Raw genomic sequence first — 12,496 nt, 5'->3', positions numbered from 1 at the left:
CTGGGTATGCCCCCGCGTAAGATTAATCCCCGAACACCCGAACCCGGACGTATGAACCTCTCCGACGCCCTCGAACTCGGCGACCGGGAACTCGTCTCCTTCGTCGGGGCGGGGGGCAAGAAGACCGCGATGGGGAAACTCGCCCGGGAAGCGGATTCACGGGGGCTGGTTCCCGGATACACGACGACGACACACATGCCGCCGCCACCGGAGATTCCTCTCGTTTGTGTCCCGCCGGAAACGGTGTCCTCCGCGGTTTCCGGACGAACTGCGCCGATCGCGGTCGCGAGCGAATGGGTTTTCGACCCCGATCGAGCAGATAAGAAGGTTCGAGGCTTCGATCCCGAGTCGATCGACGACCTGTACGACAGCAACGCGCTGGACTGGGTGCTCGTCAAAGCCGACGGGGCGCGCCGCCGCGAATTCAAAGCTCCCGGTCCGGGGGAGCCGGTTATTCCGACCCGAAGTACGGTCGTTGTGGTGGTTGCCTCGGTTACAGCCGCCGGTCGACCCAACGATACGGGCTGTGTGCACCGCCCCGAACGCGTCGCCGAGATCGCGGGGATCGAGAGAGGCGATCCACTCTCGCCGGAGTCGATGGCAGCGGTACTCGCGAGCGAACGCGGCGGCGCCAAAGACATCCCGGAGCGCGCGAGGGCCGTTCTCCTCGTGAACAAGGCAGATACGACGGAGCAGCGACACCTCGCCCGCAGTCTCGTTCGGGAGACGTTTCGGCGCACGGACGCCTTCTCTGCCGGGTTCGTCTCCTCGTTCGTCGAGGATTGGCTCGAACCAGTCCCGGAGAACTAACCTATAAGTACCGCCACACCGTCGATTCGACTGGGTATGAGCGAAACCAGTAGTGACACTGACGATAGTCAGCCTGACATTTTCTCCACGATCGGAAACACGCCGCTGATCGAAATCGAGAGCGCAAGCCAAGAGGCGGACGGACGGATTTACGGGAAGCTCGAGTACTTCAACCCGTCCTCGAGCATCAAAGACCGGATCTACCGGGAGATGATCACCGCCGCACAGGAGCGGGGCGACCTCGAACCCGGGATGGAGATCCTGGAGACGTCGACCGGCAACGCCGGTATCGCGTGTACGTTCGTCGGAACCCGACTGGGATACGACGTTACCGTCGTGATGCCGGAAGGGATGAGTGAGGAACGAAAGAAGGTGATCCGGGCGTTCGGCGGGGAGCTCGTCGAGACCCCGGGCGCAGAAAGCGACGTCGACCTCTCCCTCGAGAAGGTCGAAGAAATGCTCGAGGAGGAGCCGGATCGCTACTGGTTCCCGAACCAGTTCACGAACGAGGACAACCCCCTTGCACACGAGAAAACGACCGGTCCGGAGATCCTCGATCAGCTGGGACACGCCCCCGACGCGTTCGTTGCCGGGCAGGGTACCGGCGGAACGATGACCGGTGTCGGTCGAGTGCTCCAGGAAGAGGACCCCGACGCGGCCATCTACGCGCTCGAGCCGAAGGAGGCCCCCCTGTTGCGCTGTCGCGAGTGGGGATCCCACGAGATCGAAGGCATCGGCGACGGGTTCGTCCCGGAGAACCTGGATCCCGAGATCATGGACGGCGTCGTTACAGTAGAGAGCCAGGCCGCGATCGACCGTTCCCGCACCCTCGCCGAAGAGGAGGGTGTCTTCTGTGGAATCTCCAGCGGTGCGAACATCGAGGGCGCGATCCGACTCGCAAACGAGCGGGAGGAGATCGACGAGGTCGTCACCATCATCTGTGACACCGGTCACCGCTACTTTACCACGAAGCTCTTCGAACCCGACTACGAGGTAGAGGTTCCCGACCGGGAACACCCCCTCGACGACTACTCGAAATCCGTGCTCGAGGAGTACCAGAGCGGCTGGGACATCATCGAGTGATCGGCCGGCACAAGCAGCACCAGTAAGCACCGAGACGCCGATCTGCGGCGATCGGGGAGCCGGAATCGATTTATTCCTGCTGTATAATGTGCAAGTATGACTCACAGTCACGATGAGATGGTGACCCGACGGGAGGCTGTGTCCCTCGTGGAGACCCTCCGGGAGGAATCCCTCGAGGGGCGAAAAGCGAGGCGGGTGTCCGTCACCGAGGCGTGCTCCGGCCGCGTGCTCGCAGAGTCCGTTCGAGCACAGCGCGACGATCCGACGCGGTCCACAGCCACCATGGACGGGTACGCGTTCGACGCGACCGAGGCGTACCCGTTCGAGGTCGTCGAGTTTGCGGTGTTCCCGGAGGACGACCCGCCGACGATCGAGGTCGACCAGGCTGTTCGGGTCGCCACCGGGGCGCCGATCCCCGAGCGTGCGAACGCCGTACTCAAAAAGGAGGAAGCGACCGTCGAGAACGGGACACTCTCCGGTCCGGAGATCGAACCTGGCACCTACGTCTACGAGCAGGGAAGCAACGTCTCGGCGGGCGAACAACTGTTCGAACCGGGAGAGCAACTGGCCCCACGGGACGCCATACTCCTCCATGATCTCGGAATCGAGTCCGTCAGTACCTGCGATCCCTTCGATGTCGGACTCGTCGCGACGGGCACGGAGATCCACGAGGGGCGATCGCGAGATCTCGATAGCCCCATGCTCGCAGCGCTCGTTCGATCGTGGGGACACGTCCCGACTGTCGAAGGCTCAGCTCCCGACGAATACGATCGCGTCGTCCGTGCGATCGAGGAGACGGCTGCGTCCCACGACGTCGTCATGACGACCGGCGGAACGAGCGTGGGCAAGAAGGACCACGTGATTCGCGCCCTGGATTCCCTCGGCGAAGTCATCTTTCACCGGGTGCGTATTCGACCCGGGAAGCCGCTCGCTGCGGCTCGGCTCCCCGACCACGACGCGGTCGCGTTCGCGATTCCGGGAAAACCTGTCGGTGCACACACGGTGGCGTCGCTGGTCGTGCGGCCGTTCTTCACGGAAACCGACGACATCGCGACGATACCGGCGACCGCCGCCGCCGACGTGACCGTGTCCGTCCCGGGATTCGAGTACGCGATTCCCGTGCGGTTGCGCGACGGCGACGCAATCCCGTTGGGACACGCCACGTCGGAACTGGACGTGTACGGGGACACGTTCGATCCGAGCGTTCTCTCCTCGAGTACACGTGCGACGCGGGCCGACGGATTCGTCCTGACGGAAGACGGCTTCGAGCAGGGATCGACCGTTGATGTGACACCGCACACCGTTCTGGAGCCATGACCCGAAACAGCGGCAGCGACACAGTGGAGGTGGGTGGTGTCGTGCTTGCCGCCGGAACGTCATCCCGATTCGAGGGAGGAAACAAACTCGCAGTGGAACTCGACGGAGAACCGATCGTCCGCCGTGCGACGCGTTGCCTCCTCCGATCCCGACTCGAGGAAGTGGTCGTCATCGTGGGATTCGAGGCGGATCGGATCGCGGCGCTCGTCGAGGACCTTCCAGTGGCGGTGAGACGAAACGAACGGTTCAGCGAGGGTCAGAGCACGTCGGTTCGAACGGGCGTGGATCACGCTGTCGATCGCGGCTGGTCCGCCGCCGTCTTCGGGCTCGGGGACATGCCGTTCGTGGACCCCACCACCGTCGACTCCCTGATCGAAGCCCACGAGAACAGTGAGGGATCGATACTGTGGCCGAGCTTCGAGGGGGAGAGAGGGAATCCGGTGCTGTTTTCCGGTGAACATTTCGACGCCCTGCGATCCGTTACCGGCGACCGCGGCGGGCGACGGCTGGTGGAGACACACCCCGGATCGACGCCCGTGCCCGTCGACGACCCCGGCGTCATACGGGACGTCGATCGTGAAACGGATCTCGACTGACGGTGGCCCACGCGTCGACTGGTCATGATTATTGTAGCGATTTACCGGTCGATCGGCCCATCGGGTGGCCGATCGTCCGGTTACGGCCTAGAATAATCATTATGAAGCCAGCAGACCGGATCGAACTCTTCATAACCCGGGTGCGATAAAAGGGATCAGATTCACAGCATGCCCTCGAACGTCGGAGCAGCGGAAGATTCAATAGCTGGATCCGAGAAAGCCCCTACAAATTACATGTCTATCGATCCAACCGACGTGATAACGATCGGTGACGAACTGCTGCGGAACAATCCGGACACGTTCGACGAGGATTTCGGCGAGAACAAGACTCATGTAGAGCGTCTGACTGATATCGGGTCAAAGCGGGTGCGAAATCGAGTAGCTGGCTACATTACGAGAAAAAAACAACGGCAGACGCAGCCCTCGCGGTAGTCGGCACTGCATCCTGCGCATAGCGAAGCCTGTCGAACGTATGTGTTCTCGCTGTATTTCCAATACTATCAGAATAAAATAATACTATGTGTATTTATAATAATGACACAGTGCACTCCGTGTGTTGTCTCATTCGACAGCCACGATCGTCGTCGACTGGTTCGACAGCAGCGAACGACGTCTACTGGCTCATTCGACAGCAGCGAACGACGTCTACTGGGCTTTTGATCGGCCATATGCGCCAGGAACAACAGCCACATTCTCCACTAAAATATTAAAAACTGAAAAATTGTTGCCTTTAAGCCGATGTTTTAGGTTAATTAGTGGGATTACTTCCAACGAACACATCGCTATTGAGGATCTTTCGAAATCCTCGTGTATAACCCGACTCCCTCTTTTGAGGTGTCTGATCTGTCCGAAGAATGAGCGGTATCATACGTCCGCAAACTATACTATGAAAAGTTATAATAAGGTCGTATAATCAAATTATTTACCTTGAACCAGACGTGCCGCCTACGGTGAGATTTCGGACCCGTCACGCTCGCGAAAGTTGGGGTCAACTGTGCGGTGGCCCTGTTTTCGGTGGTCGAACCGCTATCGATCTCGTGGATGGTCGACGACGAGTTCCCGACAGGTCTCGGGCGAGTCGATCGTCGTCTCGTATCCGCCGGGCCACCACACACGTACACGTCGCGGGGCCGCCTTCCCCAGGCCGAAGTGTGCAACCGGTTCAGACTGGCAGAGGTAGTTGGAGCCGGCCGCAACGAGTCGTCGCGTCCGGACATCGTCCGTCTCGAGTTCGACGACCGCACCCCGTGCGGGCGCCCCGTGAACTGTTTTGGGCGCCACCCGGAGCCAGTCGTTTTCGTTTGGGACGTCATAGAGACTGGGTGGCTGTGCAGTAACCTCTCCGTGGACGACGAGCAGTTCCAGCGTCCCGTCGCGGTCGAAATCCGCGACGACCGCCCCCGTCCCGAACCCGTCAGGCTCCAGTGCGTCGCCCGTATCGAGTTCCGTCCAGCCGTCGGGTCTCCGGCGGAACAGCCCGTTCGGTTCGCCCAGGCAGTTCCGGAACAGTTCCACGTGCCCGTCGTTGTCGAAGTCGGCAGCGATCAACGTCCGGGTGGAGGCAGGGCGGGAAAACCCCGACGGCGCAACGTCCTCGAATCCCGAATCGGACGCTCGAAAGATTCGGCCCGGACCCTCCCAGTTACCGACCGCGAGTTCGAACGCACCCGCGTCTGCACGCCGAGGCGGCTGCGTGGTCTCTCCGGCGTCGACCGAATCCGTGGTCCCGACGAGCGCGAGGCCCCTGGCGTTCTCGCTCGGATCCGCGAGGCCGACTCCGGCGTCGATTTCCGTGAAGCTCCCGCCGCCGTTTTCGAAGAGGCGGTTGGGGCCCCCCTCGACCCCGAGATAGAGGTCCATTCCCTCCGAGACGACCGGTCCCGCACACACCGATCGTCCCTCACAGACGACATCGACGCCGAGCGCCGGTGCCATGTCGGTCAGCTCCCCGTCCTCGCCGAGTTCGTAGTAACGGAGTTCGCTGCCGTGGGAGGCGATCGCCACGCCGTACTGCCCGGTTCCGAACCGGTCGACTGCGGCGACGGAGCGCCCGGATCGGAAGTTCTCCCGGCCCTCGTTTACGTCGAGTGCGAACACGTCCCGCCAGACGTCGCGGTCGGCCGAGGCCCGATCCAGAAGTAAGTCACCGTCGGCGGTCACTCCGTCGAACGTGTCGGTGTTGTGGACGTACAGCTCCTCACAGCCGTCGGCGTCGAGATCCGCGGCGGCGACGCCGATGGCGTGTCGCCCCGAATCGGCGACGATCCCACAGGCGACATCGACCAGGTTTCCGCCGGTGTCGGAACCGTCTGCGGGCTGGTACAACCGATTGGCTCCATCGTACCCGCAGACGAATGCGATCGGTCCCCGCCGCCCCGGGGTCACCGCAGCACCGTAGCCGCGCATCGCCCCGTCGTCGACCAGGCGGTCGGAGACGTCTCGGAACATACCCCGCCCTCACAGGTCACCGGATAAGAACACACGGGTTAACCTCACAGATATGAACCATGTATCGAACCGCAAGCGACGGTCGAGAGACCGACCAATCCGAGGTCACTCCGGGACCAGCGCCGCCTCGAGCACCTGCAACGGATGTTTGATCTCGTAGCCGGTTCCGTGTTCCATCTGCATCGCGCAGGTCGGACATTCGGTCATGCCGACCTCGCCGTCGGCCGCTTCCATGTGGTGGAACATCTCCTCGCCGATCGCCATCGACGCCTCGTACTTCTCGGCCTTCCAGCCGTACGTTCCCGAGATCCCCGAACAGGAGTCGCCGACGTCCTCGATCGAGACGCCGTCGACCTCGCGGAACAGTTCGACAGCCTGTCGGTCGAGCCCCTGGTTTCGCGCGTGACAGGGCGCGTGATACGCCAGCGCAGGATGGTCGACCTCGGCGTCCGCGACAGCCGATTCGAGGTCCTCGTGGATCCGGAGATACTCGAGCGCCTCGTAGGTGTGCTCGGAGACGTCGTCGATCCGGTCGATGTCGAACAGTTCGGGATACTCCGTGCGCAGGGAGAGCGAACACGAGGTACAGGAGGCGACGACGTCGGCCCCGTCGTCGATCGCCGCCGCGAGCGACTCGACGTTCGTTTCGGCGGCCCGCCGTGCGTCCGAAAGCATCCCATTTGCGAACATCGGCGTCCCCGAACACCGCTGTTCGGGAACGAGTACCTCGTACCCGAACGCCTCGAACACCCGAACCATCGCCTTGCCGACTTCGGGGGTGTTGTAGTTGGAATAACAGCCGTGGAAGTACGCCACCCGCTTGTCGTCGCTTTCGACCTGCGCGCCGCCACGCTTGCGCCACCACTCCCGGAACGTCTGTGTCGCGAACGCCGGGAACTCCCGCTCGCTCGGGAGGCCGAGCAGTTTCTCGTTGAGCTTTCGGGTCACGCCCAATCCCATGACGAAGTTGACCAACCGCGGGACCTTGCTTCCGATACCTGCAAGCAACCCGTAGTTCGCCAGGATCCGGTTCCGGACGTACTCCCGGGAGAGTTTGGTCATCTGTTCGTCGACGTACTCGCCCCGGGCCTCGTTGTGCATCTGAGACAGTGGCACCTCCGAGGGACAGGCGTTATCACAGCGGAGGCAGTTCGAGCACGAGAGGATCGAATCGTCGATGTCTTGATCCTCCTTCCGCTTGAGCCGCCACTGTTCGGGCCCCTGGAACTTCGGCCCGGGGAACTCGTCGTCTACCTCCGCGACCGGACACGACGTCTCGCAGGTCGTACACTTGTAGCAGGCGTCCGCGCCCGCCCGGAGATCCAGTGCCCCCTCGGGGAACACCTCGATCGGTTCGGTCGCCTCGTCGTCGCATGGTGGCTGGTGTTTGCTCATCGGTTTGCCTCCAGTGTGTCGTTCGCGACAGCGGCTGCACCCCTCCCGGCGACGACGCCGGTGGCCAGGGAGACACCGCTTGCCGACTTCTCCCGGGCGACGTCGGCACCGCCGAGCACTGCGCCGGCGGCAAACAGGTTCGGATACTCCGGGTCGCCGTTTCCGGTCGGATCGACGGGGCGGAGCCGGTCGTCCGTCGCGAGGCCGAACCGGGCGAACGGATGGCCGCCGAACGCGTCGTCGACGAACCAATCGTACCGGTCGGCCGGGTGGGAGACCGGACAGTCGAAGACGGGTTCGGTCACCCGTTTGCGATCCGATTGGAGCCCCTTGCCGATCAGCCCACCCGTCGCGAGAACGACGGCGTCGGCGGCGTAGGGGACCCGGGTTCCGTTCCGATCGACGAGGACCGCCTCGACGGCGCCGTCTGCTCCGACCGTTCGATCGACGGCTTTCACGCCCGTCTCGAAGCTGACTCCCGCCGCGTCCAGTTCCTCGAGCAACAGGGCTTCGAGTCGGAGTCCCGGGAGGTTCGGCGGTCCCATCGGGATCTCGAACACGGCTGCCCCGAGTCGATCCCCGAGTTCCTCCCGGACGTCGGCAGCCCTGTCCTCGCCGAGGAACGCGGGGAATCCGACCCGGATTTCGGCGGTGTCGGCAACCGAATCGGTGAACTCCGAGAGGTGCGGTTCGACCGCCGCCGCCAGCGCTTTTCGGGCGGGAACCCCCTCGATCGGCTCGTCGTCGTCGAGCGCCCTGGCGAATCGGGTGATCTTCGCGTCGTCCCGGAACGCCGCGGCGAACTCGACCTCCGCGCCCGACACCGGGAACGGGACACCCGACGACGACAGTCCGTCAGCGAGGGCGCCCGCGTCGTACGCCGTGAGCGACCGGAACCCGACGACGAACATCGGGCGATCGTCGCTCGCCACCCCGGCCGCCGTCGCCGCCGGATACCGGGCGGTCGGTTTGATGGTCCCGCCGAACGTCGGGAAGAGCGCGTTGGTATCGGTGTGTCCCCCCCGGTAAGCGTCGCCGACGAGGTCGTCGAACAGCGCGAACCCAGCTTCGACGGCGTCTGCGCCGACGACCGAGTAGGGGTGCTCCTCGGGAAGATCGTCGATCGCGCCGAACGGATCGACGATCGGACCGCGGAGCGCGGTGCCTGAACCGGAATCGACACTGTCGCCATCGCGTTCGGAGTCGACACTGTCGCCATCGCGTTCGGGAACGTACCCGAGCGCATCAATGAGTCCGGACGACTGTCGGAGGGTGCTTTTCTTGTACGAGACGAGTCTGACGTCTGCACCCTCTCGTGTGGCCGCGATTGCGGCTGTCGTTCCCGCGAGCCCACCCCCGATCACTAGTACGTCGCTTTCAAGCGCCATGGCTCCCTCCCGACGCGTCGCGTTCGGCTCCATGGTCGAACTCGCCGAAGTCGATCCCCGATCCACCCGCTTCTTCCCGCCGGCCGGCAGGATCACAGTCGTGATTCATCGTCGTCGCATGGAGCATGTGCGTGAGCATCGCCTGCGAGAGTTGTTCGCCCCAAAGCGAGTGTCTGACGCCTTTAAACCGCTCCCGATACAGCTCCTCGCGCGCCTCACGGGCGACAGCCTCCCCGTACTCCGGATACAGTTCTGCCGCCATCCGATGGCTACAGAAGCCGCCCTGACAGTTCCCCATCGAGGCCCGGGTACGGAGACGAACCGCGTTGAGGTCAGATCCCGCCTGCGTTATCGCGTCCTGGAGTTCCGCGCGGGTGACCGCCTCGCACTCGCAGACGACCGGGTTCGGGTCGTCGGTGTCGAGCACGTCGGGCGACCGCGATCCGAGCCGCTGGACGCTCCGCCGACTCACCGGCGAACGCAGGCCGAACTGATTCATATACTTCTCGAGCGCCATGGGGTCCTCGGAACCGGGGAGCGGCCGATCCGCAGTTTCACAGTCGGCGTCGATCCCCAGGCGATCGCAGACGTGGTCTGTGACGTCCTCGGCCATCAGGCGGTAGGTGGTGAGCTTTCCGCCGACGACAGTCGTCAATCCGGGGAGGTCGTCCCGCTCGTCGTGATCCAAAAGGAAGTAGTCCCTGGTAATATCGGTCGGGTCGTCGGTCCCCGTTCCCGGGGGTTCATAAAGCGGCCGGACGCCCCAGAACGACCGCAGTGTTCGCGACTCCCGGAGCACCGGAAGCAGCTCTGCAAGCGTGTCGATCATCAGGTCGACTTCCCACTGCTCTTCCGGATACTCCTCGGGGTCGTCGACTTCCTCGTCGGTGGTGCCGAGGATGCACGCCGTCTCGTGGGGGACGACGATGTCGGCGTCGCCCTTGGGACGACACCGGTTGATGACGGTGTCGACCTGCCGGACGTTCATCACCGTCATCACGCCCTTCGACGGTCTGACCTCGATGTCGACGCCCGCGTGCTCGCCGATCCGGCCGGCCCACGCGCCGGTCGCGTTCACCACGTGGTCGGCATAGATGCGCTCGGTCGTGCCCGGCGTCCGATGGACTCGTTTCCCCGGTCCCGAGTCGTGTTCGACCTCCACGCCGACGACTTCCCCGTCTTCGACGAGCACGTCGACGACTTCGGCGTGGGTTTCGATCCGGGCCCCGTGGTCCTGTGCGTCGGCAGCGTTGGCAACACACAGCCGGAAGGGGTCGATCGCCGCGTCGGGAACGGTGATGGCTTTGTCGACGTCCGCCGCGAGATACGGCTCCCGCCGTCGGGCCTCCTCGCCGGAGATAACCTCCGCCGGAATGTCACACTCCCTGCATCCCTCGAGCTTCTGTTCGAAGTACTCCTCGCTGTCCTCGGGGCGTTTCACGAACAGCCCGCCTGTCTCCTCGATGCAGTGGCCGGCGATCTCCCGCAGAACCCGGTTTTCCGCCATACATTCCCGGGCGCTCTTCCGGTCCGACACCGCGTAGCGTCCCCCGCTGTGGAGCAGCCCGTGCATTCGCCCGGTCGTCCCGTGAGTCAGGTTCCCCTTCTCGACGAGGGCGGCGTCCAGCCCGCGCATCGCCAGATCCCTGACGATACCGCAGCCGGTCGATCCGCCGCCGACGACGATCACGTCGGCTGATTGGGTCATTTCTGTTTCGAGGGTTCGTGCGCACGCACTTTATGTTATCTCCGATTCCGGAGCGTCGATAACGTTTTCAGTTTCACCGGAACTTCCGCGCGGTCGCCCCCGTTTTGCCGCCGGACAGGGGAAAGATTATGCCCCCATTCCACGACAGTTATCGGTAACGCTTCATCGAGCGTAACGAACCATGCCACGATACGTCGGAGCGATCGACCAGGGGACGACCGGGACGCGGTTCATGCTGTTCGACCACGACGGGGTGGTTGTCGGAAACGCGTACCGGAAACACGAGCAGCTGTACCCCTCCCCGGGCTGGGTCGAACACGATCCAGCGGAGATCTGGGAGAAAACGAAGGCCGTCATCGAGCGTGCGCTCTCGAGAGCGGGCGTGCAACCGGAGGAGTTGGCTGCGATCGGCGTGACGAACCAGCGGGAGACGACGCTTCTGTGGGAGCAAGACTCCGGACGGCCGATCCAGAACGCTATCGTCTGGCAGGATCGACGAACGACAGAACGGATCGAACAACTGCGCGAAAACGGCTGGGAGGAGAAAATACGAAAGAAGACGGGGCTGGAGCCCGACGCGTACTTTTCGGCGACGAAAGCGGAATGGCTACTGGAGAACGCCGACCCGATCGAGGTTGAGCCCCCCCGCCACGAGGACGTTCGCGAACGGGCCGAGAAGGGCGAGATCCTGTTTGGAACCATCGACACGTGGCTGATCTGGAACCTCACGGAGGAGCACGTGACCGACGTGACGAACGCCTCCCGGACGATGCTGTACGACATCCGGGCGGGCGAATGGGACGAGGAACTCCTCGCGGAGTTTTCGCTGCCCCGCGAGATACTCCCGGAGGTGCGGCCCTCCTCCGACGAGGAGACGTACGGTACGACGGACCCGGACGGCTTCCTCGGTGCGGAAGTGCCCGTCGCCGGCGCCCTTGGTGACCAGCAGGCGGCGCTGTTCGGGCAGACGTGTTTCACCCCCGGCGAGGCAAAAAACACCTACGGTACGGGGAGTTTCTTCCTCATGAACACCGGCGAGGAGGCAGTCGACTCCGAACACGGCCTGCTCACGACCGTGGCGTTCCAGCGTTCGGGCGAGCCGATCCAGTACGCACTCGAGGGGTCGATCTTCATCACGGGCGCGGCGATCGAGTGGCTGGAGGACGTCGACCTGATCGAGAGTCCCGCCCAGTCGGAGGAACTCGCACGGTCGGTCGAATCGACCGACGGGGTGTATCTGGTGCCGGCGTTTACGGGCCTGGGTGCGCCCCACTGGGACCAGCGGGCGCGGGGGACGATCGTCGGCATGACACGCGGTACCCGAAAAGAACATCTCGTTCGGGCAACCATCGAGTCGATCGCCTACCAGACGCGGGACGTCGCCGAGGCGATGGCTGCCGACGCCGACGTCGAACCGGAACAGCTACGCGTCGACGGCGGCGCGGTAAAGAACAACTTCCTGTGCGGGATCCAGGCCGACATCGTCGACATGGAGATCGTCAGGCCGGAGGTCGACGAGACGACCGCACTGGGTGCTGCGTACGCAGCCGGTCTCGCAGTCGGTTACTGGGAGGATCTCGAGGAACTCCGGGAGAACTGGCGGATCGACAGGACCTTCGAACCGGGAGGGGACAGACGCGAGATCGAACGGCGATACGACCGATGGCAGGAAGCAGTCGACCGCGCGAAAGGCTGGGCGGTCGACCCCGACGAGTGAGTTCGAAACGAGCAGCACGCCGGTTCCCACCCGA

Annotated in this window: 10 protein-coding genes; 6 read left to right on the top strand and 4 right to left on the bottom strand. The window is 63.8% G+C overall.

Annotation, left to right across the window (positions count from 1 at the left end):
* Positions 1-51 precede the first annotated feature (51 nt).
* From yqeC to AArcSl_RS12540, 5 genes are all read left to right on the top strand, one after another.
* On the top strand, positions 52-810 hold the full coding sequence (yqeC, locus tag AArcSl_RS12560) for a selenium cofactor biosynthesis protein YqeC (RefSeq protein WP_119819821.1): 759 nt from the start codon (positions 52-54) through the stop codon (positions 808-810).
* Positions 811-846: 36 nt separating this feature from the next.
* Positions 847-1,893 carry a PLP-dependent cysteine synthase family protein gene (locus AArcSl_RS12555; RefSeq protein ID WP_119819818.1) on the top strand — a complete coding sequence of 349 codons (1,047 nt, stop codon included), beginning with the start codon at positions 847-849 and terminating at the stop codon, positions 1,891-1,893.
* 96 nt (positions 1,894-1,989) lie between these two features.
* Positions 1,990-3,210, top strand: a complete 1,221-nt coding sequence (locus AArcSl_RS12550) for a molybdopterin molybdotransferase MoeA (protein ID WP_119819815.1) — start codon at positions 1,990-1,992, stop codon at positions 3,208-3,210.
* On the top strand, positions 3,207-3,806 hold the full coding sequence (locus AArcSl_RS12545; protein ID WP_119819812.1) for a nucleotidyltransferase family protein: 600 nt from the start codon (positions 3,207-3,209) through the stop codon (positions 3,804-3,806). Before AArcSl_RS12550 ends, AArcSl_RS12545 begins: the two co-directional genes overlap by 4 nt.
* A gap of 234 nt (positions 3,807-4,040) precedes the next feature.
* Positions 4,041-4,238 carry a 30S ribosomal protein S17e gene (locus tag AArcSl_RS12540; protein WP_119819809.1) on the top strand — a complete coding sequence of 66 codons (198 nt, stop codon included), beginning with the start codon at positions 4,041-4,043 and terminating at the stop codon, positions 4,236-4,238.
* 594 nt (positions 4,239-4,832) lie between these two features.
* Here AArcSl_RS12540 and AArcSl_RS12535 read toward each other — a convergent pair.
* The 4 genes from AArcSl_RS12535 to glpA form a co-directional block, all read right to left on the bottom strand.
* The gene (locus AArcSl_RS12535) at positions 4,833-6,254 is read right to left on the bottom strand and encodes a CRTAC1 family protein (RefSeq protein WP_119819806.1); all 1,422 of its coding nucleotides are present in this window, start codon (positions 6,252-6,254) and stop codon (positions 4,833-4,835) included.
* 105 nt (positions 6,255-6,359) lie between these two features.
* Positions 6,360-7,649 (bottom strand): anaerobic glycerol-3-phosphate dehydrogenase subunit C, encoded by a 1,290-nt coding sequence (locus AArcSl_RS12530; protein WP_119819803.1) that lies wholly within the window; start codon positions 7,647-7,649, stop codon positions 6,360-6,362.
* A complete protein-coding gene (gene glpB, locus AArcSl_RS12525; RefSeq protein ID WP_119821975.1) occupies positions 7,646-9,037 on the bottom strand; it encodes a glycerol-3-phosphate dehydrogenase subunit GlpB in 1,392 nt (463 codons plus the stop codon). Before glpB ends, AArcSl_RS12530 begins: the two co-directional genes overlap by 4 nt.
* Complete coding sequence (glpA, locus tag AArcSl_RS12520; RefSeq protein WP_119819800.1) at positions 9,027-10,745, bottom strand: anaerobic glycerol-3-phosphate dehydrogenase subunit GlpA; 1,719 nt, start codon at positions 10,743-10,745, stop codon at positions 9,027-9,029. The genes glpB and glpA overlap by 11 nt, the downstream gene beginning before the upstream one ends.
* Before the next feature lie 181 nt (positions 10,746-10,926).
* On the opposite strand from glpA, the gene glpK reads away from it, so the two are divergent.
* Positions 10,927-12,462: a glycerol kinase GlpK gene (glpK, locus tag AArcSl_RS12515; RefSeq protein WP_119819797.1), complete on the top strand. Its 1,536-nt coding sequence runs from the start codon at positions 10,927-10,929 to the stop codon at positions 12,460-12,462.
* The last annotated feature ends 34 nt before the right edge of the window (positions 12,463-12,496 follow it).

The organism is Halalkaliarchaeum desulfuricum (assembly GCF_002952775.1).
GTDB lineage: Archaea > Halobacteriota > Halobacteria > Halobacteriales > Haloferacaceae > Halalkaliarchaeum > Halalkaliarchaeum desulfuricum.
The sequence above is the reverse complement of the archived record's forward strand: the minus strand, read 5'-3'. Positions and strand labels throughout refer to the sequence as shown.